The sequence below is a fragment of the Kitasatospora sp. NPDC059088 genome, from assembly GCF_042738155.1.
Classification (GTDB): domain Bacteria; phylum Actinomycetota; class Actinomycetes; order Streptomycetales; family Streptomycetaceae; genus Kitasatospora.
The window spans coordinates 2,788-29,399 of the sequence record NZ_JBHYGR010000080.1 but is presented as its reverse complement, the minus strand read 5'-3'; the positions used below and the strand labels follow the sequence as shown (position 1 = coordinate 29,399).

Annotated in this window: 26 protein-coding genes; 12 read left to right on the top strand and 14 right to left on the bottom strand. The window is 73.1% G+C overall.

Annotated features, from left to right (window positions below; all coding sequences use genetic code 11):
* Window positions 1–170 precede the first annotated feature (170 nt).
* From ACFWXO_RS29510 to ACFWXO_RS29475, 8 genes are all read right to left on the bottom strand, one after another.
* On the bottom strand, window positions 171–1,451 hold the full coding sequence (locus tag ACFWXO_RS29510; RefSeq protein ID WP_380527336.1) for a GNAT family N-acetyltransferase: 1,281 nt from the start codon (window positions 1,449–1,451) through the stop codon (window positions 171–173).
* Window positions 1,452–1,492: 41 nt separating this feature from the next.
* Window positions 1,493–2,029, bottom strand: a complete 537-nt coding sequence (locus ACFWXO_RS29505) for a GNAT family N-acetyltransferase (protein ID WP_380527334.1) — start codon at window positions 2,027–2,029, stop codon at window positions 1,493–1,495.
* A gap of 74 nt (window positions 2,030–2,103) precedes the next feature.
* Window positions 2,104–3,426, bottom strand: a complete 1,323-nt coding sequence (locus tag ACFWXO_RS29500; RefSeq protein ID WP_380527331.1) for a C40 family peptidase — start codon at window positions 3,424–3,426, stop codon at window positions 2,104–2,106.
* 243 nt (window positions 3,427–3,669) lie between these two features.
* Window positions 3,670–4,755 (bottom strand): hypothetical protein, encoded by a 1,086-nt coding sequence (locus ACFWXO_RS29495; RefSeq protein ID WP_375887392.1) that lies wholly within the window; start codon window positions 4,753–4,755, stop codon window positions 3,670–3,672.
* Window positions 4,756–4,868: 113 nt separating this feature from the next.
* The gene (locus ACFWXO_RS29490) at window positions 4,869–6,590 is read right to left on the bottom strand and encodes a threonine/serine exporter ThrE family protein (protein ID WP_380527356.1); all 1,722 of its coding nucleotides are present in this window, start codon (window positions 6,588–6,590) and stop codon (window positions 4,869–4,871) included.
* 317 nt (window positions 6,591–6,907) lie between these two features.
* Entirely contained in the window at window positions 6,908–7,561 is a 654-nt protein-coding gene (locus ACFWXO_RS29485) for a DedA family protein (RefSeq protein WP_380407277.1), read from the bottom strand.
* A 174-nt stretch (window positions 7,562–7,735) separates the two neighbouring features.
* Window positions 7,736–10,093 carry a hypothetical protein gene (locus ACFWXO_RS29480; RefSeq protein ID WP_380527328.1) on the bottom strand — a complete coding sequence of 786 codons (2,358 nt, stop codon included), beginning with the start codon at window positions 10,091–10,093 and terminating at the stop codon, window positions 7,736–7,738.
* Window positions 10,094–10,253: 160 nt separating this feature from the next.
* Window positions 10,254–12,266 carry an ATP-binding protein gene (locus ACFWXO_RS29475; protein WP_380527326.1) on the bottom strand — a complete coding sequence of 671 codons (2,013 nt, stop codon included), beginning with the start codon at window positions 12,264–12,266 and terminating at the stop codon, window positions 10,254–10,256.
* Window positions 12,267–12,507: 241 nt separating this feature from the next.
* On the opposite strand from ACFWXO_RS29475, the gene ACFWXO_RS29470 reads away from it, so the two are divergent.
* On the top strand, window positions 12,508–12,831 hold the full coding sequence (locus tag ACFWXO_RS29470; RefSeq protein WP_375887404.1) for a hypothetical protein: 324 nt from the start codon (window positions 12,508–12,510) through the stop codon (window positions 12,829–12,831).
* A gap of 163 nt (window positions 12,832–12,994) precedes the next feature.
* On the opposite strand, the gene ACFWXO_RS29465 is transcribed toward ACFWXO_RS29470, so the two are convergent.
* Window positions 12,995–14,203 (bottom strand): TetR/AcrR family transcriptional regulator, encoded by a 1,209-nt coding sequence (locus ACFWXO_RS29465; RefSeq protein WP_380527323.1) that lies wholly within the window; start codon window positions 14,201–14,203, stop codon window positions 12,995–12,997.
* 207 nt (window positions 14,204–14,410) lie between these two features.
* On the opposite strand from ACFWXO_RS29465, the gene ACFWXO_RS29460 reads away from it, so the two are divergent.
* Window positions 14,411–15,568 carry an acyl-CoA dehydrogenase family protein gene (locus ACFWXO_RS29460; RefSeq protein WP_380527320.1) on the top strand — a complete coding sequence of 386 codons (1,158 nt, stop codon included), beginning with the start codon at window positions 14,411–14,413 and terminating at the stop codon, window positions 15,566–15,568.
* Window positions 15,569–15,647: 79 nt separating this feature from the next.
* On the opposite strand, the gene ACFWXO_RS29455 is transcribed toward ACFWXO_RS29460, so the two are convergent.
* Window positions 15,648–15,914, bottom strand: a complete 267-nt coding sequence (locus ACFWXO_RS29455; protein WP_375887413.1) for a hypothetical protein — start codon at window positions 15,912–15,914, stop codon at window positions 15,648–15,650.
* A 136-nt stretch (window positions 15,915–16,050) separates the two neighbouring features.
* On the opposite strand from ACFWXO_RS29455, the gene ACFWXO_RS29450 reads away from it, so the two are divergent.
* Complete coding sequence (locus ACFWXO_RS29450; protein ID WP_375887415.1) at window positions 16,051–16,368, top strand: cupin; 318 nt, start codon at window positions 16,051–16,053, stop codon at window positions 16,366–16,368.
* 91 nt (window positions 16,369–16,459) lie between these two features.
* Here ACFWXO_RS29450 and ACFWXO_RS29445 read toward each other — a convergent pair whose 3' ends face one another.
* On the bottom strand, window positions 16,460–17,053 hold the full coding sequence (locus ACFWXO_RS29445) for a TetR/AcrR family transcriptional regulator (RefSeq protein WP_375887418.1): 594 nt from the start codon (window positions 17,051–17,053) through the stop codon (window positions 16,460–16,462).
* A 109-nt stretch (window positions 17,054–17,162) separates the two neighbouring features.
* Between ACFWXO_RS29445 and ACFWXO_RS29440 the strand changes: the two genes are divergently transcribed.
* The 5 genes from ACFWXO_RS29440 (at window position 17,163) to ACFWXO_RS29420 (ending at window position 21,848) form a co-directional block, all read left to right on the top strand.
* On the top strand, window positions 17,163–18,722 hold the full coding sequence (locus tag ACFWXO_RS29440) for an MFS transporter (RefSeq protein ID WP_380527316.1): 1,560 nt from the start codon (window positions 17,163–17,165) through the stop codon (window positions 18,720–18,722).
* Window positions 18,723–19,397: 675 nt separating this feature from the next.
* Entirely contained in the window at window positions 19,398–20,042 is a 645-nt protein-coding gene (locus ACFWXO_RS29435; protein WP_380527314.1) for a class I SAM-dependent methyltransferase, read from the top strand.
* Between the two features lie 133 nt (window positions 20,043–20,175).
* Window positions 20,176–20,745, top strand: a complete 570-nt coding sequence (locus tag ACFWXO_RS29430; RefSeq protein WP_380527312.1) for a methyltransferase family protein — start codon at window positions 20,176–20,178, stop codon at window positions 20,743–20,745.
* 161 nt (window positions 20,746–20,906) lie between these two features.
* Window positions 20,907–21,191: a Sec-independent protein translocase subunit TatA gene (gene tatA / locus ACFWXO_RS29425; RefSeq protein WP_360226432.1), complete on the top strand. Its 285-nt coding sequence runs from the start codon at window positions 20,907–20,909 to the stop codon at window positions 21,189–21,191.
* Between the two features lie 132 nt (window positions 21,192–21,323).
* Window positions 21,324–21,848: an ion channel gene (locus ACFWXO_RS29420; RefSeq protein WP_380527309.1), complete on the top strand. Its 525-nt coding sequence runs from the start codon at window positions 21,324–21,326 to the stop codon at window positions 21,846–21,848.
* 132 nt (window positions 21,849–21,980) lie between these two features.
* Here the strand turns inward: ACFWXO_RS29420 and ACFWXO_RS29415 are convergent, their stop codons facing one another.
* The gene (locus ACFWXO_RS29415) at window positions 21,981–22,241 is read right to left on the bottom strand and encodes a hypothetical protein (protein WP_375887431.1); all 261 of its coding nucleotides are present in this window, start codon (window positions 22,239–22,241) and stop codon (window positions 21,981–21,983) included.
* Complete coding sequence (locus tag ACFWXO_RS29410) at window positions 22,241–22,606, bottom strand: ATP-binding protein (protein ID WP_380527307.1); 366 nt, start codon at window positions 22,604–22,606, stop codon at window positions 22,241–22,243. The genes ACFWXO_RS29415 and ACFWXO_RS29410 overlap by 1 nt, the downstream gene beginning before the upstream one ends.
* Before the next feature lie 262 nt (window positions 22,607–22,868).
* On the opposite strand from ACFWXO_RS29410, the gene ACFWXO_RS29405 reads away from it, so the two are divergent.
* From ACFWXO_RS29405 to ACFWXO_RS29395, 3 genes are all read left to right on the top strand, one after another.
* On the top strand, window positions 22,869–23,732 hold the full coding sequence (locus tag ACFWXO_RS29405) for a helix-turn-helix domain-containing protein (protein WP_375887436.1): 864 nt from the start codon (window positions 22,869–22,871) through the stop codon (window positions 23,730–23,732).
* Window positions 23,725–23,916, top strand: a complete 192-nt coding sequence (locus tag ACFWXO_RS29400; RefSeq protein ID WP_375887439.1) for a DUF397 domain-containing protein — start codon at window positions 23,725–23,727, stop codon at window positions 23,914–23,916. Before ACFWXO_RS29405 ends, ACFWXO_RS29400 begins: the two co-directional genes overlap by 8 nt.
* Before the next feature lie 387 nt (window positions 23,917–24,303).
* Window positions 24,304–24,861: an NUDIX hydrolase gene (locus ACFWXO_RS29395; RefSeq protein ID WP_380527304.1), complete on the top strand. Its 558-nt coding sequence runs from the start codon at window positions 24,304–24,306 to the stop codon at window positions 24,859–24,861.
* A gap of 23 nt (window positions 24,862–24,884) precedes the next feature.
* Here the strand turns inward: ACFWXO_RS29395 and ACFWXO_RS29390 are convergent, their stop codons facing one another.
* Complete coding sequence (locus ACFWXO_RS29390; RefSeq protein ID WP_380527302.1) at window positions 24,885–26,027, bottom strand: XRE family transcriptional regulator; 1,143 nt, start codon at window positions 26,025–26,027, stop codon at window positions 24,885–24,887.
* A 281-nt stretch (window positions 26,028–26,308) separates the two neighbouring features.
* Here ACFWXO_RS29390 and ACFWXO_RS29385 point away from each other — a divergent pair, with 281 nt between their 5' ends.
* Window positions 26,309–26,479 carry a hypothetical protein gene (locus ACFWXO_RS29385; protein WP_380527301.1) on the top strand — a complete coding sequence of 57 codons (171 nt, stop codon included), beginning with the start codon at window positions 26,309–26,311 and terminating at the stop codon, window positions 26,477–26,479.
* Window positions 26,480–26,612 lie beyond the last annotated feature (133 nt).

Below are 26,612 nucleotides of genomic sequence, written 5' to 3'. Positions count from 1 at the left end.
TCACTAATTAAATACCCCCAGGATTGGCAATCCCGCCCTAAATCAGGGGGCGCCGGGAACGTCTTGATGCCCCCGGGCGCCCGGCCCGCACACTGCGGGCCGGCCTCCGGCGTCGTTCCCGGCACTGTCGTTCCCGGCACTGTCGTTCCCGGCATCGTCGTTCGCGCCGCTCAGAAGTCCGTCGGCGTCCAGGCCCGCAGCGGCGTGCGCAGCAGCAGGTCGGCGGCGGCGGCCGCCCCCGGGCGAAGCTCGGTGACCAGACCGGCCGCGGCCAGTCGCGGGGCCGTCTCGGCGCCCAGCTGGAGCGAGCCCAACTCCGAAGCTCCCAGGGCGAGGTCGGCCTCGTCGGTGGTCCGGACGCAGCGGCCGGTGCCGTCCTCGGCGACCTCGATCGCGAAGCGGCCGGAGGCGTAGCCGAGCTCGTCCTCGACCTCCAGCACCACCCGGCCGGGCGCACCGTACGCGCGGGCGCCGAAGGCGGCCTCGACGTCCAGCAGCCGCAGCCACATCGCGTCGGCGTTGTCCTTGCGCGGGACGGCCGCGCGCGGGTCCTGGAGCAGCAGCGGCAGCGGGTCGTCCGGGGCCAGGCCCGCCACCACGACCTTGCGCACCCAGTCGACGCTCAGCACCAGGCACCACAGTGCGACGGCGGTGGGCAGGTCGAGGGCGATGAAGTCCTCCACCGTGAGGGTGGCGTCGGGGTGGGCGCCGTCCCACTTGTTCTCGATCCGGTAGACGACCATCCCGGTGACCGTGCCGTCGGCGTCCCGGTGGACGGCGGTGAACGGCTCCTTGAAGGTGTCGCCCGGCACCTGGATCCGGTTGGTGTGGCGCTCCCACCAGATCTCGTCCCGGGCGATCGCGCCCGGCTGGGTGAGCCGCCAGCGGTCGTACAGCTCGGCGCCCAGCTCGGCCTGCTCGGCCAGGGTCACGAAGTCGGTCCGGCCGCCGGGTACGCCCGGCAGGCCCTCGCGCAGTCCGCGGGTGCGGCTCAGGTCGATGTCCCAGCCGCTGCCGCGGGTGGCCGGGCCGAAGCCGAACCGGCCGTAGATGTTGTACTCGGCGGCCATCAGGACGGCGACGGCGCAGCCGCGCCCGGCGGCCGCGGCGAGGTCGCGGCGCATCATCGCGCTGAGCAGGCCCCGGCGGCGGTGGGTGGCGCTGACCGTGACGTTGGTGATCGCGTCGGCCCGGACCACGGCTCCGCCGGGCACGGTGAGGTCGACGTCGAAGCTGCGGAAGGTCGCGATCTGCCGGTCCCCGTCGAAGCCGGCCACCATCCGGCCCGGCTGCCACTGCCGGCGGCGCAGCTCCGGCGCGACGCCCGCGTGCGGGCGCAGGAAGCCGAAGTTCAGCGCCCGGTTCCACTCCTCCACTTCGTCCACGGCTACGGCCCGGACCTGGATCCCGTTGACCGTCTCGGGGGCCGTGTGATCACTGTCGTTGTGCATCCGGCCACCGTACGGGCGGTGGCCGGGGCCGAGCACCCCAATTAATCCGTGTCCGACCCCAGGCCGTCCGGCGCCCGGCGGTGCTCGCCCGGCGTCACCACCCAGTGGTTGGTCCGCAGGACGCGGTCCCCGAAGTCGACGTCCCGCTCGCCGAGCAGCCGGAAGCCGAGCGCGCGGCAGATCCCGTTGGACGGGCCGTTGGTCGTCCCCGGGCTGGCGTGCACCTCGCCCCAGCGGCCGTCCGCCGCCGCGGCGTCCAGCACCCGGCGGACCGCCGCCTTGGCCAGGCCGCGGCCCTGGAACGCGGGCAGCACCATCCAGCCGATCTCGGAGACGGTCGCGCCGTCCTCCTCCTGCCAGAGCGTCACCACCCCGGCCGCCGCACCGTCTTCGGCGCCGTCCGGCACGATCGCCTTGATCCAGGCGCCGTCCTCCGCCACCAGCCGGAGGTCCTTGCGCAGCCGCTCCTCCACCTGCTCCCGGGGCAGCGGGCCGCCCAACTCGGCCATCATCGCCTCGTCGCAGCGCATCCGGACGTACGCCTCGACGTCGCCCGCTGCCACGTTCCTCAGCCGCACGGTTCCTCCTCGGGAGTGGTCGGAGCGGCCACGCTAACGGAGGCCTCCGACACCGGCGCCCGGGACGGCGGGGGTCAGGGCCGGGCGTAGTAGTCCGGGGTGCCCATGATCCAGAGGCTGGTCTGCTTGACCGGCATGCCGACCCTCGGGGCCTCGATCATCTGGTCGTCGCCGATGTAGAGGCCGACGTGGTGGATGTCGGCGGAACGGCCGGTGTCGGTCCAGAAGACCAGGTCGCCGGGGCGCAGCTGGCGGTAGGTGACCGGGGTGGACTGGGCGTACTGGTCGGCGGCGAAGTGGTTGAGCTGCCTGCCGCCCTCGCGCCAGGCCATCATGGTCAGCCCGGAGCAGTCGTAGCCCTCCGGCCCCTCGCCGCCCCAGATGTAGGGCAGGCCGATCTTGGAGCGGGCGAAGGCGATCGCGGCGGCCGCGCCCTCGGCCGACCAGGGGCGGGAGTCGGGCGGCGCCTGGACCCTGGCGGCCTCGGCCGCGGCGGCTTCGGCCTCCCGGGCGGCCTGTTCTGCGGCCCGTTCGGCGGCGGCCCGGGCGGCCGCCTCGGCCTCGTGGGCGGCGATCGCCTCCAGGGCCTCGCTCCGCTTGCGCTCCAGCTCGACGGTGGTGTTGCGGGCGGCGGCGAGTTCGGTGAGCAGTTGCTCCCGGTGGCGGCCGGCCGCGGCGACCTCGGCCTGCTGGGCGGCGAGCCGCTGTTCGGCCCTGGTCCTGGCCGCGCCGACCTCGGTCGCGGCCTTCTCGGCGGCCGCGGTGGCGGTGCGGGCGGCGGCCGAGGCGGTGCGGGCGGTGGCGGCGGTGGAGGTGGCGGCGTCCAGGATCTGCCGGGTGCGCTCGCTGACCACGCCGACGACGGCGGCGCGGGCGCTCGCCTCGCGCGGCCCGTGGGCGCCGAGCAGGGCGTTGAGGGCGGAGAGTTCGGCGCCCGCGCCCTGCCGGTACGTCTCGGCGGCGAGCCGGGCGGCGTCGTCGGCGGCTTCGGAGCGTTCGGCCTCGGCGGCGGCCGCGCGCCGGTTGGCGGCGGTCTCCTCGGTGCGGGCCCGGGTGAGGGCCAGCTGGGCGCCGTTGTAGGCCTCGACGGCCTGCTCGGCACCGCGGGCGGCCCGGTCGAGTTCGGTGCGGGCGGCGGTGAGCGCGGTCTCCAGCGCGGCGGCGGAGGCGGCCTTGCCGTCGGCCTCGGTGCGGGAGCGGTCGATCTCCTCGGCGGAGGGGTACGGGTCCTGGCCGGCCGGGGTCGCTGCGGCCGGCGGTTCGGCCTGCGCGGGTTCGGCCTGCGCCGGGGCGGGCCGCGCCGGTTCCGGCTGTACCGGGGCCGCCTGGGCGGCGGGGAGCAGCCCGAGCAGGGCGGTGAGGGACAACAGGAGGGTCGGCAGGATCCTGCGCGCCACGAGACATCCCTTCTCACGGTCCGGAGGGGATGACGGCGGTGGCCGGGCGGCGCACGGCCTGCGGGGCTGCGGTCGGGCGGCGGGGGATCCGACGAATCATCCCATCACGTGACAGAACGGTCACTCGCCGATCATGTTCTCAACTCCGAGGGTTTTCACACCTCGAACGCGCTCCGCCGGCCGGGTGACCATCCGATGATCCGACCAGGTGTCACCGTCGCCCAGGCGCACACGGTATACGAACTAGCGGTGGATCCGGCGGGTCTTCGTCCGTAGGTGGGGGTGTCGGCCGGGGCGGCGCTCCAGGCCGGTCGGGCCGACCGCGTACGTCCGGTTGCGCCCGGCGCGGACCGTACGGCGGCGCTGCCGGGCCCCGGCCGAGCGGGCCGGCACGCCCTCGGCGGGCCCCTCGGCCGGTTGCGGGTGCGCCGCGGGCGCCTTCGCCGCCGCCCCGGCGGTCGCGGCCGAGCGGCGGTCGGCCAGCCGGGCCCGGCGGCGGGACAGCGCCCGGGCGGCGTGGGCGTCGAGGTGGGCGGAGGCCCGGGCGGCCATCCGCTCGGCGACCCGGTGGGCGGCCGGGTGGTTGGCGGGCACCTTGTCGGGCGCGCCGGCGATCAGGTCGAAGAGCCAGGTGCGGGCCCGGTCCGCGCGCCGGTGCAGCAGGCGTTCGCGCCGCAGCGCACGCGCCCGGCGGCGGGGGCGCGTGGTGTACCGCCAGCGGGCCCACGGGCTGCTCGGGCGGGCCAGCCGGATCGCGCCGATCCAGGACAGGCCGGGGACCATGATCCCGAGCAGTCCGGTCCACACCTTGCCCTTGAGCAGGGTGATCACCGAGGCCAGCGCGTTCACCGAGATGACGGTGATCAGGCCCCACCGGGTGTCCTCGCCGGGCACCACGCCGAGCGGCACGTACCCGATCAGCAGCAGGGCGGTGAACAGGATGCCGAAGATCACCGCGTCCACCGACTTGCGGCCCTGCTCGCTCCAGTACACGTCGTCCAGGTGCAGGATCAGCGCGAACTCGTCCAGCACCAGGCCGCAGCCGATGCCGAAGGCCAGCCCGAACCAGTCGATCCACGGGGTGCCGCCGTAGGTGGCGAACACCCCGATGCCGCCGACCAGCAGGAAGCCCAGGCCGAACACCATGTGGTGGATGTGCAGGCCGCCGGGGGTGACGTTGCCGGGCCACCAGCGCACCTTGGCGCGGATCATCCGCACGCTGAACCGGATGAAGACGAAGGAGGTGATGAAGCCGACCAGCAGCAGGAACAGCGGTTGCTTGTGCGTGTTGACGATGTGCTCGCGGTAGCTGTCCAGCATTGCCGTCATGGGTCTTACCTTCGTTCCTGGTCCTGCGTCCTGCCTGCCGTGACATGGCCCGGGGCCCAATAGCCGCCCAACACGGACCCCGCTCGGAATCCGTCACCGGGCTCAACGCGCGGTCAGAACCCCCGGGTGCGCTTGGCCGCCCGGCGGGGCACCACCGGGTAGAGCGAGGGCAGCTCGGCGCCCACCGGCAGTTTGAGGAACAGCCGGGCGATCTCCCCGCCGAGGTTCACCCCGATGGCCAGCGCCATCGCGATCGCGGCCGCCCGGAACACCGACACCAGGCCGGTGCTGGAGTGCCCCTGGGCGAAGGCCAGCATCCCGAGGTAGAGCGCCGAACCGGGCATCAGCGGGCCGATCGCGGCGGTAACGTACGGCAGCGCCGAGCCGTTCCGGGCCCGGGCCATCAGCTGGCCGAACAGGCCGACCAGGCCGGCCGCCACCCCGGTGGCCGCGATCGGGTTGACGTGCGCGTTGTACACCAGCGCGCCGTAGCTGGCCCAGCCGATGCCGCTGTTGAGGGTGACCAGGGCGAGGGTGCGGCGGTCGGTCTGCAGCAGGGTGGCGAAGGCCAGGGTCAGCACCATCGCGGCGACCATCTGGACCGGCGGGTAGCTGATGCCCACCAGGCTCTCGTCCGGCTTGAGCTTCGCCTCGAAGCCGACGCCCAGGTAGAGGATCATGATCACGCCGATCACGATGCCCGCCACCAGGTAGATCACTTCCAGCAGCCGGGCCGCGGCGGTGATGTAGAAGCCGGTCAGGCCGTCCTGGACGGCCGCGACCAGGGCGCGCCCGGGCAGCAGGGCGAACAGGCCGCCGGTGATCACCACCGAGCCGCGCAGGCCCCAGTCGTTGAAGGACAGGATGATCCCGGACGCGGCGGCCGGCATCGCGGCCGCCACGAACTGGTAGAACTCCGGCAGCCGGCGCTTGGCCAGCGCCGAGGCCAGCCGGTCGCCGAGGACGGCCGCGACGAAGGCGCTGCCGAAGACCAGCCAGGCCTTGTCGTCGAGCCGGCCGCCGACCAGGAAGGTCGCCGCGCCGGCCAGCAGACCGGTGGTCAGGGCGAGGAACCAGGCCGGGTACGGGTGCCGGTTGCGGCGGATCGCGGCGAGCCGGCGGTAGGCGTCGTTGACCGTCACCTGCTCCGCGGTGATGTCCGCCACCAGCTGGTAGACCGCGTTCAGCCGGGTGTAGTCGGAGGTGCGGCGGCGCACCACGCGGTCGGCCGTGACCGGCGGCTCGACCAGCGAGGGCTGGTGCGAGATGCCGATCAGGGTGAAGGTGACCTGCGGCTCGCAGTGGTCCAGCCGGTAGGCGTGCGCGATGCCGAGCATGGCCGCCTCGACGTCCTCGGCGGCCTCGCCGCTGGCCAGCAGCAGCTCGCCGATGCGCAGCGTCAGGTCGAGGATGCGGGGGACATTGCGGGCGGCGGCCGCCGAGGGGTGCATCTCGCGGGCGGTGCGCTCGAAGGCGGGGCGCTCGGACATCGGGGTGCGCAGCAGGGTGCGCATCCGGTCCGGCCAGGGCGCTTCGCCGGGGGCGCCGGCGGTCAGCTCGGGGATCGGGATGCCGGTGGGCGGGGTGTAGCCGGCGGCGCGCCACTCCTCGGGGGTGAGGGTGTCCTCGGCGACCGAGCGGCGGCGCGGGGGGCGGGCGGCCGCGGGGCGCTCGGGGGCCGGGCGCCCGGCCGGGGGCTCCTCGGCGTCCCTGTCCCGGGGGCGCAGGTCGATGGCCAGCTCGGGGTGCGGCTCCAGCGGCTCCGGCGGCGTCCCGGCCCCGGCCCCGACACCGACACCGGCCCCGGACTCCGGCGCGGGCTCGGGGGCCAGCAGGCCCTTGGTCTCCGTTACCGGCGGGAGCAGCGGCACCACGGTGGTGGGCTCGACGACCGGGGCCGGGTAGCCGAGCAGGCCTTCGGTGGGCGGCGCCTCGGCGGGGTGCACCGGCTGCGGCGGTGTCTGCCGCACCTGGCGGACCGCCCGGCCTCCCCTCGCCCGCTTGCCCGCACCCGGTCGGCCCCGCTTAGGCACTTCCGCTCCTCGCCACCCCTGGTGGCCGTCGGCCACCGTTCGATCTCCGGATACACCTTGCCTGATCGAACAGCCGGACGCACATGTACGCGACGTCCGGCGGCGGCACCCCCGGACGCCTACCCGGCGCGGCGGCCCGCGGTGTCGCGCGCTCCGGAACGGCGGGCCCGGAGCAGTTCGACCGCCACCGGGACCACGGAGACCAGCACGATGCCGACCAGGATGGCCTCGATGTTGTCCCGGACGAAGGGGATCTGGCCCAGGAAGTAGCCGAGCACGGTGACCCCGGCGCCCCACAGCACCCCGCCGACCACGTTGAACAGCACGAAGCTGCGGTAGTTCATCCTGCTCACCCCGGCGACGATCGGGGTGAAGGTGCGCACGATCGGCACGAAGCGGGCCAGCACGATCGCCTTGGGGCCGTGCCGCTCGAAGAAGGCGGCGGCCTTCTCGACGTTCTCCTGCTTGAAGACCCTGGAGTCGGGGCGGCGGAACAGGCCCGGCCCGACCTTCCGGCCGAACAGGTAGCCGACCTGGTCCCCGGCGATCGCGGCCAGCACGATCAGCGTGCAGACCAGCCAGAGCGGCTGGTGCAGGTAGGTGCCGCCGGCCACCAGCAGGCCGGTGGTGAACAGCAGCGAGTCGCCCGGGAGGAAGAAGCCGATCAGCAGGCCGGACTCGGCGAAGACGATGGCCAGGATGCCGACCAGGCCGAAGGTGGAGATCAGGGTGGTCGGATCGAGCCAGGACGGGCCGAGGGCGATGCTGGTCACGGTGCTGGCTCTCCTGGAGGTCGAGTCTTGGCAATGTCATGGTAAAGCAATGACAAAGACTCGCCGGGGACGGTGATGGTTCCCCGGCCGGCCCGGAGGTGCGGACCGGCCGGGGCACGAGCCGGGGAACGGGCCGGGGAACCGACCAGGGGCGGGGCCTGGGGGCGGGCCGGCTCAGAGGTCGTAGCGCTCGACGATCCCGGCGTGCCGGCCGAGGTCCGCCCCGGCCGCGTCGGCCAGGTCGAGCCAGGCCAGCGGGTGGGCCCAGCCGGCGGTGAGCTCGTGCAGCAGCGCGTCGGCCGCCTGCGCCGAGGCGGTCGGCGGGACGCCGAGCGCGGCGTACACGCCGGGCAGCGAGCCGTCGTCCTCCGTCGGGTCGGTGATCCGGTACTGCTCCCCGCTGTACGCCCAGACCGCGTAGCCGGCCGCCCGCAGGTCGTCCCGGAAGCCGGACCAGGCCTCGTCGCCGGGCCAGGCGCCGTCGATCCAGTACGTGGTGAAGCCCGCCGGGTCGAGCAGGGTCAGCAGGGCGAAGACCGGGCGCCAGTTCGCCCGCTCCGGTTCCGGGGCGTCCTCGGCCGGCGGGGCCTCCAGCAGGGCCGGGGCGAAGACCACCACGTCGCCGTGGTTGAGGGTGAGGTCGTCGCCGAGCACCGGCAGGATCCGGGCGGTCGCCGGGCCGGTGCGGACGGCGGGCAGGTCGGCCGTCGAACCGTTGGTGCGGGTGGCGCGGACGGTGACCAGCTGCCACTCCTCGTCCACCGGGCCCTCGGGCTCGTCGAACTCGATGCCGATCCGGGCACCGGTGGAGCGGACCACGGCCCAGTCCCGGTTGGCGGTGGCGGCGGTGACCAGGTGCCAGAGGTCGGGCTCCTGGACCGTCCGGTGGAGCTGCTCCTCCCCCGCCTCCTCGGCGGACAGGGCGTGCTCCAGCAGTTCCTGGTAGAGGCGCTGGGCGGTGGCGTGGTCGCCCAGCTCGGTGGCGGCGGCCGCGGCCAGCCGGCGGGTGTTGATCCGGTTCGCCTCCAGCGCCAGGATCGCCCCGCACTGCTCCAGCACCTCGGCCCAGCGGCCCTCGGCGGCGGCCCAGCGGGCGCGGATCCAGTGCGCGTCGGCCGGGGCGGTCGCGGCCAGCCGGTCGGCGAGCCGGCGGATCCCCTCGGCGTCCCCGGCCTCGATCAGCAGCTGGCCGAGCGTGCCGACCAGGTGCTCACTACCCGGGTCGACGTCCAGCCGCTGCCACAGCAGGTCGGCGGCGGCCCGGGCGTGGCCCAGCCCGCCGAGCACGGTGGCCAGCGGCACGGCCAGCCCGGTGGCGCCGGCGGGCTCGCCCCGGTACCGCTCCAGGGCGACGGCGAGCAGGTCGGCACCGAGTTCGACCGGCACCTCCGCCTCGGCCAGGTACGCCGCCAGCTCGCCGGGCGGGACGGGCAGCTCGGGCACCGGCAGCGCCTCGGCGGCCGCGCGCAGGGCCGCGACCTCCCCGGCCACGCCCTCGGTGCGGCGCAGCCGGGCCAGCTTGCGCTCCCCGGTGGCCGCGAGCGTCAGCGCCACCGTGCGGGCGCCGCGGGCGAGGGCCAGCCGGCCCGCCGCCAGCAGCAGGTCCACGCAGGGGCGGTGCGAGCCGGTGGTGTCCAGGTAGCCGACCCAGCCGGCCAGCACGGCGCCCAGCTCGGCGTCGTTCTCCCAGGCCCCGGCCGCGACCAGCAGCTCGACCGTCCGGGTCCAGGTCTCGCGCAGGTCGGCGTGCCGCTCGGCCTCGGCCCGGGCGGGCAGCAGGGCGAGCGCCTCCGGCGTGCGCCCGAGCGAGGCGAGCGCGCGGGCCCGCAGCAGGTCGCCCCAGCGCCGGTCGCTCTCGTCGAGCTCCTCGCCCCTGGCCCTGGCGGTCCGGTCGGTGGTGTCCAGCAGGGTGAGCACCTCCTCGTGCCGGCCCAGCAGGTGCAGGGTGCCGGCCCGGGCTCGGTGGAAGCGCAGCGAGACCTGCTGGCCGGCCGCCTGCATCCGGGCGGAGGCGGTGTCCAGGTGGGCGAGCGCGTCGGCGGCCCGGCCGTCGTCCTCCAGGGCGTCGGAGTACTCGCGGGAGAGGCAGTCGAAGCAGGCCCGGCCGGGCTCGATCCGCTCCAGTGTCTCGCCGACCACCTCCAGGCGCTCGGCCACGTACCCGGGGCCGTCGACCCGGGCGTGGCAGATCGCGAAGTCCTGCACCACGCAGACGGACTGCGGGCAGCCGGCCGTCTCCTCCCGGTGGGCGAACTCCAGCAGGTCGACCGCCTCGGGCATCACCGACTCGCCCTGCTGGCGCTTGTTCAGCAGGTTCTGCATCCGCCAGTGCCGCAGGTAGACCTCGACCCAGGGCAGGCCGAGGGCCCGGGCGGAGGCGACCGCCTCCGGGAAGACCGCGTCGAGCTGCTCGTTGCGGCCCTCGGTGGCGTGTTCGGGCAGCTCGTACATGGCGTCGGCGAGCCGTGCGTGGCCGGCCTCGCGCAGCTGCTGGTGGGTGTCGCGCACCCAGGCCCAGATGTCGGTGGTCATGGCTGTTCCCCCTGCGTGGTGCTGGTGTGTGGTCTGGCGTGGGCCGCTGTCGGGGCGCCCGGCGGGGCGGCGGCCGGTCTGCCCGCGGGTCTGCCCGCGGGTCTGCCCGCCGGGGCGTCCGGCTGGGCGGAGGGCTGGGCGTCGGCCGGGGAGTCGGCCGTCACGCCTCGCCCCGGAGCGCGCCGGGGCTGTCCGGGACGTCCGGCAGGCCGGGCGGGACGGCGGCGGTGAGGGCGGAGACGGCGGTGCCGATGCCGGCCAGCGCGGCGCCGAGGTCCCCCTCGGCGGGGCCGGTGGAGGCCGCCGCCATGATCACCTTGAGCGAGCGGAGCAGCCCGGCCGCGGTGGCGCTGCCGGTGTGGCCGGTGCGGTAGGCGGCGAGCAGGTCCCGCACGGCCGGGCAGTCCAGGTTGAGGTAGAGCCGGGCCTTGACCGCGCCGTCGGTGCGGGCGGTGAACGCCCGGGCCAGCCGCAGCGCGGCGGACGGGATCCGGGCGTCGGCCTGGTCGTCCTCGATCCGGGCCTTCAACTCGGCCTCCCGGTCGGGCACCAGGACCAGCGGCAGGCCGGGCGGGTCGAAGCGGGCCGGGACGAGCTGCTCCCCCTGGTCGGCGAGGGCGCCGGCGAGCCAGGCCGCGTCCTCGGGCGGCAGCGGCCGCTCCGGGTCGCGGAACAGTTCCCGGTTGCCCTGTTCGCTGCCCAGCTCGACCAGCCGGCAGCCGCGCAACTGGGCGTAGCGGCGCAGGAACGGCAGTACGGCGTAGCGGTCGCCGCGGGCGATCGGGACGCGCATCGCCCGGTACAGCATCTCCTCGAAGCCGCCGCCGCTGCCGAGCGCGACGTGCACCGCGCCCCCGCCGGCCGCCCGCAGGCCGCCCGCGGTGAGGTCGCCCTGCGAGGTGGGCACCGGGACGTCGTCGGCGAGCAGGGTGAACAGCCGGTCGTCGCAGAGCGCGGCGCCGAGCAGCTCCTGGCCGTGCCGGGTGAGGATCCGGCGCCAGACGGCGGGCCGCAGCCGGGCCGTCTCGTACAGGCCGTCCACGACGGCGTCGGCGAGGGCCCGTTGCAGCGCGCGGTAGTGCTCGTCGCGCTGGAGGTCCTCGCGGCTGGCGGTGGGGGTGAGCCGGCTGGACTCGATCACGCCGCCGATGAAACCGGCCCAGCCGGGCAGCAGGTCGCGGGCGTCCTCGGCGAGCAGCATGCCGCGCAGGTAGACGGCGAGGTCGCGGTTGTCGCTGCTGCCGTAGGAACCGCCGTCCTGGACCCAGAGCAGGCCGACCGCGTCGGTGGCGCCGCCTGACGGGCCGTCGGTGGCGCTGCCGGCCGGGCCGTCGGTGGCGCCGTCCGACGGGCCGTCGCCGGCGCCGTCGCCCTGGACGGGCAGCACGGGGAAGGCGGTGAGCGGCTCGAAGCGGCGGCCGAAGGCGGTGGCGAAGCGCATCCGGGCGGCGTGCTGGTCGCCGTCGACCCGCTGGCGCCAGGGCACCTGGACGGCGTTGACGGGCCGTTCGTCGTCGCCGACGTAGACCGGTACGGGCAGCAGGACGCAGTAGCGGCCGAGGACTTCGCGCAGGGCGTGCTCGTCGGCGAGGTGGGCGTGCTCGGCCTTGAGCGCCAGTTCGACGACGGTGCCGGGCTCCGGGCGGGCGGGGGCCGGGTCGACCTGGTACTGCTCGCCGCCGCGGCTGCGGTAGCGGTGGCCGAGCCGCGGTTCGCGGTGCGAGGTGGTGGTGACGGTCACCTCGTCGGCGACCGAGAAGGCGGAGAGGAAGCCCAGGCCGAAGGCGCCGATCAGCTCCTGGTTCCCGGTCAGTTCGCGCAGCATCCGGGTGTAGCCGGTGCCGACGGTGGCGAGGTAGGCGTGGATCTCCGGTTCGGTGAGGCCGGCCCCGGTGTCCTCGATGGCGACGGTCCGCCGCGCGGCGTCGGCGCGTACCCGGATCCGCGGCCGGTGCTCGCCGTCCGGGTCCTCCAGGAGCCGGCGGGTGTGCGAGTCGTGGGCGTTCTGGACCAGTTCGCGCAGGGCGACCAGGGGCGTGGAGTAGAGGTGGGTGGCGAGGACGTTCACCAGGCCACCGAGGTCGACCTCGGTGGTGCGCACGCCGTCGGCCGGAGTGGGCTCGGCGGGGGTGGGCTCGGTCGGGGTGGGCTCGGTCGGGGCACCTTCAGACATGGGTCCTCAGTGTGCCAGTGCGACAATCCGTCGACCATTTCTTTCTATACATCAGGCGGAATGACGGATTCTGGTCAACTCGGAATTGACCGCTCCCCCACCATCGAGGGAAATGCCACCCGTTTGGTGGAGTTCGTCCACGTCACTGGTGAATGCTGAACGTGCGACGTCAGGCAACGGCGCTACGGAGCGGCCACTCCGGATCGCGCCACATTCGCACTTCCAGCTCAGGGAGACCAGCGTGTCCCGTATTCGCGCAGCCGCCGCCGTCACCGCCCTCGGGGCCTTCCTCCTCGTCGGCGTCGGGGCCGCCACCGCCCACGCCGACAACGGCGCCGGCGCGATCGACCACTCCAACAGCAGCGTCGTGAGCAACGTCGGCTCCGGCAACGTCATCGGCACCGTGAACGGCAACGTGGTCAACACCCAGCAGACCGCCACCGGCTCGGGGGCGAGCAACCAGAACAACGGCCTCGCCGTGGCGGGCAACAGCGGGAACGTCGGAGCCCTCCAGGGCAACGGCAACTTCGACGCCCGGGTCTACTACCCGCACGTCCTCTACTAGCCGGGCCCGACCGGGTCCGCGTCCGGTCGCACCGCACGGGGCCGGGGGGGGGGCCCCGGGGGGCCGGGGGGGGGGCCCCCCCCCCCCGCGCCGCGCCCCCCCCCCCCCCCCCCCCGCTCCGTCTCAGGTGCTCCCGGGTGCTCCTGGGTGCGCCTGGGTGCTCCTACGAAGTCTCGACTCCGAGCACCGCCCGGCCGATCCGCCGCAGGCAGTCGCCGAGGTCGGGCCGGGCACTGTACGGGCGGTTCCGCACCCCGTCGTTGACCAGCGAGAACAGCGCGTGCACCCGGATCCGGGCGGTCACCGCGTCGTACTCCGGGCGCACCTGCCGGAGCAGCCCCACCCAGGTGCGCAGGAAGTCCCGCCGGAAGTCCACCGCGGCCCGGCGGTCCGGCGGGGCCAGCCGCTCGGTCTCGCTCAACATCGCCCCCAGGTAGTCGCCGTTGCGCAGCGCGAAGTCGACGTACGCGCCCAGCCCGGCCGCCAGCGCCTCCGCCGGCCCGGCGGCCGTCGAGATCGCGCCGTCCACCTCGTGCCAGAGCCGCTCCCGGCTGCGCACCAGGGAGGCGGCGAGCAGCTGGGCCTTGCTGTCGAAGTGCCGGTACACGCTCGGGCCGGAGATGCCGACGGCGGCGCCGAGTTGATCGGTGCTGACGTTGTCGAAGCCGCGCTGGTGGAACAGCCGGACGGCGGCGGCGAGCAGTTCCTCGCGGCGGGCCTGCGGCCTCGGCTGCTCCGGTGGCTGCGCCTGGGTCCGCTCCTGGGTCCGCCCCTGGGTCCGCTGCGACGCGGGGGCGGTGTCGTCGGCGCTCTCGGCGGTGCCGTCCAGGGGGACCGCGAGGACGGCCGCGACCAGTTCGCGCAGCAGCGCCTCGGCCCGGCGGGGCTGCGGGGCGGCCGACTGGTAGGACAGCCCGGCGCAGCCGGAGAGCGCCGACCAGCAGAGCAACTCGGCATCCGGGGCGGAGAGTTCCGGCCGCTCGGCGCGCAGTACGGCGGCCATCAGGGCGACGTCCGCGCGGAGTTCGCGGCGCAGTCCGGCCCGGCGGGCCGGCGGCAGCAGTCGGGCGTCGCGCTGCACCAGGGTGCCGAGCGGGCGGTGGCCGACCGCCACCGCGGCCAGCGCGGCGCCGAGTTCGGTGGTGCTGCCGGCCGCGCGCAGGCCGTCGGCGAGCGCGTCCAGGCCCAACCGGACGGCGCGGTCCAGCAGTTCGGGCTTGCCGCGGAAGTGCCGGTAGAGGGCGGGCGCGGTGATGCCCACCCCGGCCGCGACCTCGGACATCGAGACCTGGTGGTAGCCGCTGCGGTGGAAGCGGTCGGCGGCCACGGCGAGGATCTGGGCGCGTCGGCCGGGCGGCCTCCGGACCACCATCGCGCACCTCCCCGCATCCGTCCCGAGCTCCGCCCGAAGGCTAGCAAGGATTCACTTGGCAGCCGCGTCGACCAGCGTTCCCGGGCCCGCCCCGGGCCCGCCGACGCTGGACAGTCGAGGCTACCCGGGATTAACTTGTCGGGCCACCACCTGGTACGTTCCGCCTCCGCCGGCCCTCCGGCCGGCACCGTCGAAGGGAGCGCCGCCGTGCGCCGCACCGTGTTCAACGAGGACCACGAGGCCTTCCGGGAGACCATCCGGGACTTCATCGCCAACGAGGTCGTCCCGGTCTACGAGAGCTGGGAGGCCGACGGCCACCCGCCCCGCGACTTCTACCGCCAGCTCGGCGAACTCGGCGTCTACGGCATCGAGGTGCCGGAGGAGTACGGCGGCGCGGGCGAGAGCGGCTTCAAGTACCAGGCGGTGATCGCCGAGGAGACCGCCCGCGCGGGGGTGAGCTTCGGCTCCTCCGGCGTGCACACCGGACTGGTGCTGCCGTACCTGCTGGAGTACGCGAACGAGGAGCAGAAGCGGCGCTGGCTGCCCGGCTTCGTCTCCGGCGACATCATGACCGCGATCGCGATGACCGAACCGGGCGCCGGCTCCGACCTCGCGGGCATCACCACCACCGCCCGGCTCTCCGAGGACGGCACCCACTACGTCCTGAACGGCGCCAAGACCTTCATCACCGGCGGCGTGCTGGCCGACCTGGTCCTGGTGGTCGCCCGCACCGCCGCGTACGACCCGGAGGACCGCCGGGCGGGGCTCTCCATCCTGTGCGTGGACACCACCTCGCCGGGCTACTCGGTCGGGCGCAAGCTGCAGAAGATCGGCCTGCGCACCTCGGACACCGCCGAGTTGGCGTTCGTCGACGTCAAGGTGCCGGTGGAGGACCTGCTCGGCGAGGAGGGCAGGGCCTTCTCGTACCTGACCCACAACCTGGTGCAGGAGCGGCTGGCGATCGCGGTCGGCGCGTACGCGGCGGCCGCGGCGGCGGTGCGGTTCGCGGTGCAGTACGTCAAGGACCGCAAGGTGTTCGGCAAGGCGGTGGCCGAGTTCCAGAACACCAAGTTCACCCTGGCCGACTGCCAGGCCCAGGTGCTGGCGCAGCAGTCGATGGTGGACCAGGCCCTGGAGCTCTACCAGAACGGCGAGTTGAGCGTCGCGGACGCGGCCGCCGTGAAGCTTTTCTGCACCGAGTCGGCCTCCACCGTGATCGACAAGTGCCTCCAGCTGCACGGCGGTTACGGCTACATCCTGGAGTACCCGATCGCCCGGCTCTACACCGACAACCGGGTCTTCCGGATCTACGGCGGCACCAGCGAGGTCATGCGCAGCATCATCGCCAAGTCGCTCGGGCTGTAGCGGCGCCCCAGCCCCCCGGAACCGCGGCGGGCCGCACCCCCATGGCGGCCCGCCGTGCCGTACGTTCGCCCGTCCGTGCTCAGTTGGGCGAGCCGTGCTCCGCGCGCCAGGCCTCCCAGCCGGCCGAGGAAGCCACCTTCGCCTCGTGCAGGGCCCGTTGGGCGAGCGTGCCCGGCGGCGTCTCCATGCTGCGCACCCAGTCGCGGCCCGCGGTGAACAGCGCCGCGCACACCAGTGCCGCCCCGGCCGCGCCGAGCACCGAGCCGATGCCGGTCAGCACCACCCCGCCGGCCAGCAGCGAGCGGTTGACCTGGAGTCCGTTCAAGATCCTCTGGTTGGTCGCCATGCCTCCACGATGCGGGCAGTCGGCGGGGCCTGCACCTCGGGCGGCCCGCTCCGGACCCCTCCCGGGTGCGCCCCGGCGGTGCGTCCGCCAGCCTGGGCACACGGCCTGGGCACCCGGCAGAGGAGGAGGCGGCGCGATGCCCGATCTCGAACGGCTCGCCGTGGAGCACGCCGCCCGGGCGGCCGAGGGTCCGCACGGGCGCAGCGCCCATCTGGTGCTGCACGACGGGGTGCTGCGGCAGACCGTGATCGCCCTGACCGCGGGCACCTCGCTGGACGAGCACACCCCGCCCACCGCGGGGAGCGTCCAGGTGCTGCGCGGCCGGGTCTCGTTGACCATCGCCGGGCGGCGGGTGGAGCTGGCCGCGGGCGAGTTGGAGCCCGTGCCGCAGGAGCGGCACGGGCTGGTGGCCCACGTCGACTCGGTGGTGCTGCTGACCGCCGTCACCGCGTAGCGGGCGTCGGGGGGTAGCGGGTGTCGGGGCCTGGCGGGTGCCAGGGCCTGGCGGGTGCCAGGGCCCGGCGAGCGTCAGGGCGTAACGCGCGTCAGGGCGTGGCGCCCGCCCCCAGCACGGTGCCGCTGACCAGCCGGAGCCCGCGCAGGAACTCCTGGCCGGTCGGCGCCAGGTCGGGCGCGGCGAGCCACTGGGCGACGTAGCCGGCCAGCAGGATCTGGTAGAAGGTGCCGCGGGCGAGCTCCTCCTCGTTGTCCGGCACCTCGGGCAGCCCCTGGAACACCGCGGCGAGCCCGAGCCGCCCGTCCTTCTGCGCGTCCTCGAAGGCCTTCGCCAGCTCCGGGTTGTGCCCGGCCTGGGCGAGCGCCTCGAACTGCGCGGCCCAGAGCCCCCGGTGCTCGGCGAAGACGTCCCGCAGGCCGTTCCAGGCGGCGGCGAAGCGCGTCTCCGGGTCGTCGGACACCTGGTTGGCGCCGTACACCACCACCCCCAGGGCCTCACCCATCTCGCCGATCGCCTCGATCATCGCGGCGTTGAGCAGCGCGTCCTTCGAGCCGAAGTGGTAGCCGATCGCGGCCAGGCTGACACCCGAGGCGCTCGCGATGTCGCGGGCCGTGGTGCGTCCGTAGCCCTTCTCGTACAGGCAGTGCTTGGCGCCGGCCATCAGGTCTTCGCGGTTTCCCATGCCCCGATCCTACGGAACATCTGCACGGATGTCTTGCACGAACGTCTTGGACGTTCGAGTTACACATCTGTACTAGACAAGCGTCTGAAACGTCCGTACCGTCTTCCCCATGACCGCAACCACCGGCCGCGCAGGCCGTCGCGAATGGACCGGCCTGGCCGTCCTCCTGCTCCCGACCCTGGTCCTCTCCATGGACATGGGCGTGCTGTTCTTCGCCGTCCCGTACATCTCCACCGAGCTGGCCCCCAGCGGCACCCAGCAGCTGTGGATCATGGACATGTACTCGTTCCTGCTGGCCGGACTGCTCATCACGATGGGCGCGCTGGGCGACCGGATCGGCCGCCGCCGGCTGCTGATGATCGGTGCTGCGGGCTTCACCGTCGCCTCGCTGCTGGCCGCCCGGTCCGGCAGCGCCGAACAGCTGATCGCCGCCCGCGCCCTGCTCGGCGTCGCCGGGGCCACCGTGATGCCCTCGACCCTGGCGCTGATCCGCAACATGTTCCACGACCCCAAGCAGCGGCAGGTCGCCCTCGGCGCCTGGGGCGGCGCCCTCACCGCCGGGGCCACCCTCGGCCCGGTCGCCGGCGGGCTGCTGCTCGACCACTACTGGTGGGGCTCGGCCTTCCTGGTCGCCGTCCCGGTGATGGTCCTGGTGCTGCTGACCGCGCCCGTCCTGCTGCCCGAGTACCGCACCACCGCCCGCACCGGCCGCTTCGACGTGGCCGGCGCCGTGCTCTCGCTCGCCGCGATCCTGCCCCTGGTCTACGGCGTCAAGACCCTCGCCGTGGACGGCTGGAGCCCGCTCCCCGCCCTCGCCGCCGCGGCCGGGCTGCTGATCGCCGTCGCCTTCGTGCAGCGCCAGCGCACCGCCGCGAACCCGCTGATCGACCTGAGCCTGTTCCGGATCCGCACGTTCAGCGGCGCGATCAGCGTCAACACCCTGGCCATGTTCGCGATGATGGGCTTCGCCCTCTTCACCTCCCAGTACCTCCAGCTGGTCAAGGGCATGAGCCCGTTCACCGCCTCGCTCTGGTCGCTGGTGCCGAGCGTCGGCGTCGGCGCGGCGATCGGGATCGGCTCGGCCCTGGCCGGCAAGGTCCGCCCGGCGGCCCTGATGGGCGGCGGCTTCGTGGTCGGCGCCGGCGGCTTCGCGACGATGACCCAGGTCGGCCCGCACTCCCCGCTGGCACTCATCCTCACCGCGGCGGGCGTGCTGGCCGCGGGCACCGTCGGCACCATGACGATGACCGCCGAGATGGTCGTCTCCGCCGCCCCGGTCGAGCAGGCCGGAGCCGCCTCCGCCACCTCCGAGACCGCCGTCGAACTCGGCAGCTCGCTCGGTATCGCCCTGCTGGGCGCGGCGGGCGCCGCGGTCTACCGCCACCAGCTGGACGGCGCCCTCCCGGCGGGCGTCGACGGCACCGCCGCCGCCACCGCGCAGGACACCCTCGGCGGCGCGGTCTCCGTCGCGGCCCACCTGCCCGGCCGGCTCGGCCCGGACCTGCTGGAGACCGCCCGCGGCGCCTTCACGGACGGCCTGCACGTCGCCGCCGTCGTCGGCCTGGTCTTCGCCCTCGGCGCCGCCGTCCTGGCCCACCGCCTCCTGCGCCACCTGCCCGCCGCCACCCCCGCCCCGGCCCCGGCCCCGGAGCAGCCCGTCGCAGCCTGACCCACCGCACGGCCACCGTCCACGCGAGTCATCGAGAGCCCCCGCCCACCCGGACGGGGGCTCTCCGCCGTCCTCCCCCGAGCCCCAGCACGCGCACGAGAAGTCGAACCGGCCGACTTCCTGCGCACCGCCCGGCGCCGGGATTCCCCGACCCAGCCGACTCGCCACACAACCAACGAGCACTGCCGCACCCCCCGGCGGCCGTCTGCGCTGACACAAGAAGTCGACCCCGTCGACCTCCCGTGCACCACCTGCCTCCAGGAATCCCCCGGGACGAGCCGAACCCCGACCCCGCTGATTCATCGCACAGCCAACGAGCACTGCCGCACCCCCGGCGACCCCGTCGGCGCCGACACAAGAAGTCGGCCCCACCGACTTCCCGTGCAGGGAGAACCGGCAAGGGCAGAGGTGCAGCAAGGAGTCGGAGCACGGCGGTCGGAAGCGCGCACGAGAAGTCGAACCGGCCGACTTCCGGCGCAGGGAGGACTGGCGAGGGCGGTGCTGCGGGGGCTTGGCGACTGGGCACGCGCGAAACGTCGGCCCTGCCGACTTCCCGTGCGTCGCCTGCGGTGGGGAGGGGTTGGCGGGTTCGCGGGGGCGGGGCGGAGGGTGTGGGTGGTCCGGTTTCTCGTGCTGGGGGGTGAGAAGGGGCAGGGCCGTGTCAGGGTGAGGGGCATGGGGACTGGACACGGGCGGGTGCGCGGAAGTTACGACGTGGTGGCGGAGGAGTACCTGGGGCGGATCGGGGGCGAGTTGGCGCACAAGGTGGTGGACCGGGCGCTGCTGGGGGCCGTCGTGGAGGAGGCGGCCGGCGGGGTGGTGGCGGACCTGGGGTGCGGGCCTGGGCACGTGGCGGGGTGGCTGACCGGGCAGGGCGCGCGGGTGGTCGGGATCGACCTGTCGCCGCGGATGGTCGAGCTGGCCGCGCGCGAGCACCCGCGGGCCGAGTTCCGCACCGGGGACCTGCTGGCGCTGCCCGCCGCCGACGGCGAGTTCGCGGCGGCCGTGGCCCTGTACTCGGTGATCCACCTGGAGCCGGACGAGCTGCTGCCCGCCTTCGCCGAGATGCTGCGGGTGCTGCGGCCCGGCGGGCTGCTGCTGGTCTCCTTCCACCTGGGCGAGGAGGTGCGGCACCTGGCGGAGTGGTGGGGCCACGACGTCGACGTGGACTTCCACTTCCTGCGGACCGACACCGTCGCCGCCCGCCTCGCCGAGGCCGGGTTCGGCGTCGAGGCCCGGCTGGAGCGGGACGGCCTGCCCGAGGAGGCCGACACCCGGCGCGGCTACCTCCTGGCGCGGCGGCCCCGGCGGCCCCGGTGACCGCGGTGACCGCAGCGATCGCGGAGACCGTCCACCCCGGGGTGGACCCGGCGGCATCCACCCCCGGGTGCGTGTCCCGGCGGCGCGGCCGGGGGACCGTGGAGGGGTAGTCCGCGACCGTCAGGAGCTCCCCATGTCCCTGCCGTCCCTCCTCTCCCTGCTCGGCGTCCTCTGCTGGGTCGGCTACGAGCTGCTGCTGCGCCGCCGCGAGGACAGCGCGGCCGGCAGCTGGCGCGCCGACGACCGCGACCGCGGTTCGACCCGGCTGCTGCTCACCTGCTACGTCGCGTCCGTCCTGGTGGTGGTGCTGTTCGAACGCGCCGGCGTCGGCATGCTGCCCGCCGGGCCGCGCTGGGCCGGGGTCGCGCTGGTCGTCGCCGGGCTGGCCCTGCGCGGCTGGGGCATGCGCACCCTGGGCCGCTACTACACCCGCACCCTGCGGACGGTGGACACCCAGCAGGTGGTCCGCAGCGGCCCGTACCGGCTGATCCGCCACCCGGGTTACGCGGGCAGCCTGCTGGTCTGGTGCGGCTACGCGCTCGGCACCGGCAGCTGGGCGGCGGCACTGCTGGTCACCGTTCTGCTGCTCGGCGCGTACGGCTGGCGGATCGCCGCCGAGGAGCGGCTGCTGCTCGGCGCGTTCGGCCCGGCGTACGCCGACTACCAGCGGGTTTCCAAGCGGCTGGTGCCATTCGTCTACTGATGGCCCGGCGGCGCCGCCATCGGTGATCCGTTCGGGCGGCACCTGGTTTTCGGCCAGCGTTTCCCGTCCGGTGTATCCGTTCGGCCTGGGGGCCAGGCATACTGGCCAGCAGGGCCTAGCGCCCTCCGTGACTCTAGACAAGAAGGGACCGGTGGCCAGGGATGCTGCGGAACGGTCTTGAGCCCTGGCACATCTTGGTGGTGCTGGCGGTCGTAGTCCTGCTGTTCGGATCGAAGAAGCTGCCGGAGATGGCCCGTGGCCTCGGCAAGTCGATGCGCATCCTGAAGGCGGAGACCAAGGCGATGCGCGAGGACGGCGGCGAGCAGGCGGACGCCGGCACCGCGCAGAGCACGGCCGCCCCCCAGCAGGCCGCCGACCGCCCGGCCGTCACGCCGACCAACGTGACGAAGAGTGCCGAGGCGAAGCGCCCCGAGACGACCGCCTGAGTCGTCGTACGAGGTTCTGGTCGAGCCCCCCGGTGGATTTCCACCGGGGGCTCGACGCTTTCCCGGGCCGCCTCGCCCCGGCCGGAGTAGCCGGGCGGGCGGGGCGGGTCCGGGTGGACCAGGCTGGGCGGGATGTCCGAGATCCCTCCTCTCCCGTCGGCCGACCTCCGGGCCGTGGCGTGGCTGCTGGGCGCGTTCACGCTGCTGATGGTCGGGTACTTCACGCTGCCGTTGGAGTGGTTCGGCGACCGGCGGCCGCTCCTGAGCTGGACGGTCTTCGTGGCGGCACTGGGCGGGTTGAGCTGGCTGATGCTGGCGAAGATCGTCGGGGTGCTCAAGGGGACGGCGAAGCAGCCGGTGGCCTGGCTGGCCTTCCTCATCTTCCTGGCGATGGTCATCTTCTCGGCGACGTACTACGCGCTGGGCGCGCACAAGGCCGAGTTCGCGGGGCTGGAGACGCGGCTGGACGCGCTGTACTTCACGGTCGTGACGATGGCGACGGTGGGGTACGGCGACATCACCCCGGCGGGGCAGACGGCGCGGCTCGTGGTGGTCCTGCAGATCGGGTACAACTTCGTGTTCCTCGCGGCGGCGGCCGGGACGGCGTCGCGGACGATCCGCGGGAACGTGGAACGCCGGATCCGGCGCCGCGGGTGAGGACCGCTGCCGTCCCGCCGGCCCGTCAGTCGCCCTCGTCCGGCTCGGGCGGGGTCGCGCGGAGAGCGGTGACGACCCCCAGGGCGACGGTCGCGAGCGCGAGTGCGAGGAGGGCGGCGAAGGCCGCGGCGATCAGGAATCGCACGGGGCGCCCCACTGTCGTTCGGCTTCGAGGAGGAGGGACAGGAGGTTCAGCAGCGTCGACGCGGGCGCCGTGTTGAAGCAGACCAGGACGCGCCCGTCGAGGGTCCGGTCGGTGTCGACGGAGGGGAAGAGCAGGCCGAACTTACGTCCGCGCTGGAGGAGTTCGGCGAGGAGCGTACGGATGTGCTCGTCGGTGCAGGCCCGGACCCGGGGATCGGTCGGCAGCAACGGGCGGCGGGGGAGGGACATCAGGCGGCGCCCAGGTCGCACTCGAACCAGATGACCTTGCCGCGTTCCTGCGGGTCGACGCCCCACCGGTGGGTGAGACCGGCGACCAGCTGGAGGCCCCGGCCGGACTCGGCGAGGAGGTCGAGGGGCTGCGGGACGGGAAGCTGCGGGCTCTCGTCGGCGACGGAGACCCGGAGGGTGTTGTGGAGGAAGAGGATCTCGGTGACCGGCGCGGGGGTGCCACCGTGCAGCCAGGCGTTCGCGAGGAGCTCACCGAGGGCGAGTTCGGCCTCGAAGGTGGCGGAGGGGTGCCAGCCCGCGCGGACCATCGCGTTGCGGAGGGACTGGCGGGAGAGGGCGAGGGAGGGCGTGTTGAGGTGACGCATGGGAGAACTCCCGGGCGTGTGCGGGGTGGAGAACCGGCGGATACGTCGCCGTGAACCAGGCCGTGCAGATGGGCACGGCTGCTCTGCGGTGCGACGGATATGCGTTACTGACGATCCGTCGGATCGATGTGAGATCGACCATAGCTCACATGAGTATCCAAATTTCCACCCTTTCTGGAAGTTACCCCTAACGTGGTAACTGGTGGACCACCCTGCGACGAGCGCGGCACACTGGGCCGGACCGCACCTACGGAAGGAACCCATGCCTCCACGCTCCAATCCGACACTCCGCCAACGCAGGCTTGGCACCGAGCTGAGGAGGATGCGCGAACAGGCTGGATTCGGTAGCTCTGAGCTCGGCCGGACTGTCGGCATGAGTCCAGCCCAGGTCACGCAGATGGAATCGGGACGGATCGGCATCAGTGTCGACCGCTTGCACACCATCGCCGCCGCCTGCGCATGTGCCAATCGCCCTCTGATCGATGCGCTCGCCGGAATAGTCACTGAGCGAGGAAAAGGCTGGTGGGAGGAGTACCGCGAAGTCCTGACAGCTGACTTCCTCGAAGTCGCAGAGATCGAGAACTACGCAACGACGCTCTCAACCTGCACCACTGCCTACATCCCCGGTTTGCTACAGACCGGCGCCTACGCTTCTGCGGTCTTCACAAGGGTCTATCCACCGCTGCCGCGCCCGGATATCGACGTCCGAACGGCCTTCCGAGTGCAGCGTCAGCAGATCGTTCGCTCAGGCAGGACACCACTCCAAGCGTTCATCCACGAGGCCGCGCTGCGCATGCAGTTCGGAGGTCCCAAGGTGCTCCTGGACCAGCTGGACGCGCTGATCGACGATTCGGTGCGACCCGGAATCTCGATCCGAGTAGTGCCCTTCGCCGTCGCGACCTTCCCAGGCGCCTCCGAGAACCTCACATTCGCTACCGGGCCAGTCCCCGAGCTGGACACCGTCCAGACGGACCTCGCCCACGGCGTCATGTTCTTCGACGCTCCGGCCGACCTGGCCAAGCATCGGGCCATCTTCGAGCGCATGGACGCCCTTGCGCTCTCCGATGAACGATCGCGGGACCTCATCCAATCAGTGAAGAAAGAAGTGGAAGACAGCTATGCCTGAGTCGAAGTGGCAGAAGTCCAGCTACAGCGGCGCGACCAACGAATGCGTGGAGGTCCGCGCCGCTGACGGGCTGGTCGAGCTCCGCGAGTCCGACGAAGGCGAAACCATCCTCCGCACCAACCTCGCAGCCTTCACCGCCCTCCTCGACGGCCTCAAGGCCGGCGAGTTCGACCACCACTCCTAACCCCAGCGGCCCCTCACGCTCGTTCGCGGATGCTGTTGGCGACTGTGGACTGTTTCGCCCCGCTGAACTCATCCAGCGGGGCGAACTACTGCCAGGTGTGGGTTCTGATTTCGAGCCCGGGGTGTCTCGGCGAGCCAGATGTCGATGTGGCCAGGTAGATCACCGTGCCGAGGAGCTGATGCCGAAGGCTCACCCGAGCCTGTGCTCGGGGCCTCGACCGGATGCAGTCGGAGCGCTGCGAACAAGGCGTGCAGTGGCCGGATGAGATCAGTCGCACTCGCCAACAGCATCCCTGGATGAATGAGGGCTCGAACACACGGCCTCCGTTCGGCGAGTGTGGTCAACTATCCCCACCCCACCTGCTGCCTTCCTGGGATGTGATTGCTGATGAGCGCTCAGGCCGATGAGCTCGAGCCGTGGAAGGTCCACGGCGACCGCTTGGTCTATGACAACCCATGGGTGCAGCTGGCCCTCGTGGACGTTGAACCTCCTGGTGTGGCGCGCTTCGAGCATCACGTGGTGCGCTTGAAGCGCGTGGCCATAGCCGCGGTGCTGGATGATGACGGCGACCGCGTGTTGATGCTGTGGCGGTACCGCTTCGTGCCGCAGTCCTGGGGCTGGGAGCTGCCCGGTGGCATCGTCGATCCCGGAGAGGATGGCTTGCGGGCTGCCCTGCGCGAAGTCGAGGAGGAGACCGGCTGGCGGCCTGAGCACCTCGACCACGTGGTCACCTTTCAGCCGATGGTCGGCATGGTGGACTCGCCGCACGAGGTGTTCGTCGGCCATGGGGCGACCCTCGCGGGCGAGCCGGAGGCCGGCGAGGAGGCCGGTCGCGTCGCGTGGGTGCCGATGTCCGAGGTGCCTGTGCTCATGGCGGAGGGGAAGCTCACGGGTTCGGGCACTCTGGTGGCGCTCCTGCACATCCTGGCCTCCCGCAAACAGTGATGCCCGGGGAGGCCCCCATCCCATCACGATGCTCCGAGCTTCTCGACCAGTTGATTGGCTCGGGCGCGTTGGCGGGCCGATCCGGTGCGATTGGCCAGCAGGCGTGCCTGCCGTAAGTGGTGTGCGGCCTCGTCCAGTTCTTCTCGGGCGAAGTGGGCCTGGGCGAGATCGCAGTGCAGGCCGGCGGTCGCCCTGGTGAAGGTGGCGTCCATGGTGGCGAGGGCGTCGTACAGGTCACTCATCGCGGCGTCGTCCCCAAGACGGGCGAGGACGTTGCCTCGCCACCGGGCCAGGTGGCTGTCGTTGAGGAAGATGCTCAACATGTCGGGGTCGCGGTCCGAAGTTCCAGCGGGGAGAGTGGCCGCTGCCGAGTCCAAGGACCGCCGACAGGCTTCCGTCTGGCCGGCCTGAGCCAGGAGTTCGGCTTCGGCCGCGTGCAGCCATGCGGCCAGCCGAGGGGAGGCCTCGGTGCCGACGGAGCGGTGTGCTTCCTGGATGAGCTGTACGGCGAGATCGTTCTTCCCGGCGGCCGACAGCACGTATGCCTGTTCGGCCATGGCGTGCGCGAGGTACATCGGCTCCTTCGCTTCGGCTGCGGCCCTCTTGCCCAGTTCGTAGTGACGCCAGGCTCGTTCACTGGCACCGACGTCGAGCGCCTGCCACGCCGCCAGGGTGGCTGTCCCGGCGAGTGCTCGGGCGATGGGTTCCCTGGTGGCGGGCAATACGGCGAAGGTCAGCGATTCTTCCAGGGCCGTCAGGTGTGCCTGCATCTGGTCGACCAGCGCAGCAGCGCCCATCTGGCGGTCCACTGTACGCAGGAGCTCGGTCTGAGCCATGAAGGTGTCCACCATGCCAAGGCTGAGGCTGTGGGCCGCATCGATGCGGCTGACCAGTTCGTCGTACCCGGCAACGGTCAGCGCTCGGCCATCTGACGCACGGCCGTCGAGAAGCTCCCGGTCGGTGAGCCCGAGCAACCCGCGCAGCACCGCGGCGTACAGGGGACCAATCGGTCGACGGCCGTTCTCCCACTCCGAGACGTAGACGCGCAGGCTCGCTGTCGAGGCGATGTCGAGGAGATGCCTGCGGGCATGCCGCTCCATCTCGTGGACAAGCCGCTCCTGTGACCAACCCCGCTCCTTGCGAGCCTGCCGCAACTGAGCTGACATCTCTCGGCCTCATCCCGTGATCGTGCCAACCGATGCGTCCTGACTGCGGCGCCGCAGGTCGGAGACGGTTAACTCGCCGAGGTTAAGGGCGATTGGCTACCGGACCGGCACGCAGTCAACTTCCATTGTTCTCACACCAATCACCGAGTCGGCTGCCGATCCGAGATTTCGATCGATCGGAGCTTGATCTCCCCAGCTGCTCGGCTGCCCGAGGCTCAGGGCGCGCTTCAGCTCAGACCTCCGCCTGGAGCTGGGCGGAGCCGAGAAGAGAGGAGCACCACATGGACGACACCACGAACGACCCGCTGAGGAAGACGAGTGGGCTGCTGGTCGCGGTCGAGGAACTGGCCGCTGTCCAGGACAGGTACGACAGCCTCCGCTCCGACAACGCCGGATCGTCCGGCGACGCGCCGTGGCCCGGTGGTGACGGCAACCTGACCGACGTCGGATAGGGCGCCGGTCATCCCCAGGGGTGGGGGGGGGGGGGCGGGCCGGGGTGTAACTCACCCACCCCCAACACAAAAGAAGTATGACTAAGAATACACCGACATGAGATCCCCCAGCTAGCGCCAGCTCTCGCGAACT

Coding starts and splice junctions, on each gene's coding strand:
- ACFWXO_RS29430 (WP_380527312.1), top strand. CDS start 20,176: ATGTCCCTGCCGTCCCTCCTCTCCCTGCTCGGCGTCCTCTGCTGGGTC.
- ACFWXO_RS29385 (WP_380527301.1), top strand. CDS start 26,309: ATGGACGACACCACGAACGACCCGCTGAGGAAGACGAGTGGGCTGCTG.
- ACFWXO_RS29445 (WP_375887418.1), bottom strand. CDS start 17,053: ATGGGAAACCGCGAAGACCTGATGGCCGGCGCCAAGCACTGCCTGTAC.
- ACFWXO_RS29435 (WP_380527314.1), top strand. CDS start 19,398: ATGGGGACTGGACACGGGCGGGTGCGCGGAAGTTACGACGTGGTGGCG.
- ACFWXO_RS29395 (WP_380527304.1), top strand. CDS start 24,304: ATGAGCGCTCAGGCCGATGAGCTCGAGCCGTGGAAGGTCCACGGCGAC.
- ACFWXO_RS29475 (WP_380527326.1), bottom strand. CDS start 12,266: ATGTCTGAAGGTGCCCCGACCGAGCCCACCCCGACCGAGCCCACCCCC.
- ACFWXO_RS29440 (WP_380527316.1), top strand. CDS start 17,163: ATGACCGCAACCACCGGCCGCGCAGGCCGTCGCGAATGGACCGGCCTG.
- ACFWXO_RS29465 (WP_380527323.1), bottom strand. CDS start 14,203: ATGGTGGTCCGGAGGCCGCCCGGCCGACGCGCCCAGATCCTCGCCGTG.
- ACFWXO_RS29420 (WP_380527309.1), top strand. CDS start 21,324: ATGTCCGAGATCCCTCCTCTCCCGTCGGCCGACCTCCGGGCCGTGGCG.
- ACFWXO_RS29455 (WP_375887413.1), bottom strand. CDS start 15,914: ATGGCGACCAACCAGAGGATCTTGAACGGACTCCAGGTCAACCGCTCG.
- ACFWXO_RS29480 (WP_380527328.1), bottom strand. CDS start 10,093: ATGACCACCGACATCTGGGCCTGGGTGCGCGACACCCACCAGCAGCTG.
- ACFWXO_RS29405 (WP_375887436.1), top strand. CDS start 22,869: ATGCCTCCACGCTCCAATCCGACACTCCGCCAACGCAGGCTTGGCACC.
- ACFWXO_RS29510 (WP_380527336.1), bottom strand. CDS start 1,451: ATGCACAACGACAGTGATCACACGGCCCCCGAGACGGTCAACGGGATC.
- ACFWXO_RS29400 (WP_375887439.1), top strand. CDS start 23,725: ATGCCTGAGTCGAAGTGGCAGAAGTCCAGCTACAGCGGCGCGACCAAC.
- ACFWXO_RS29410 (WP_380527307.1), bottom strand. CDS start 22,606: ATGCGTCACCTCAACACGCCCTCCCTCGCCCTCTCCCGCCAGTCCCTC.
- tatA (WP_360226432.1), top strand. CDS start 20,907: ATGCTGCGGAACGGTCTTGAGCCCTGGCACATCTTGGTGGTGCTGGCG.
- ACFWXO_RS29495 (WP_375887392.1), bottom strand. CDS start 4,755: ATGACGGCAATGCTGGACAGCTACCGCGAGCACATCGTCAACACGCAC.
- ACFWXO_RS29390 (WP_380527302.1), bottom strand. CDS start 26,027: ATGTCAGCTCAGTTGCGGCAGGCTCGCAAGGAGCGGGGTTGGTCACAG.
- ACFWXO_RS29415 (WP_375887431.1), bottom strand. CDS start 22,241: ATGTCCCTCCCCCGCCGCCCGTTGCTGCCGACCGATCCCCGGGTCCGG.
- ACFWXO_RS29450 (WP_375887415.1), top strand. CDS start 16,051: ATGCCCGATCTCGAACGGCTCGCCGTGGAGCACGCCGCCCGGGCGGCC.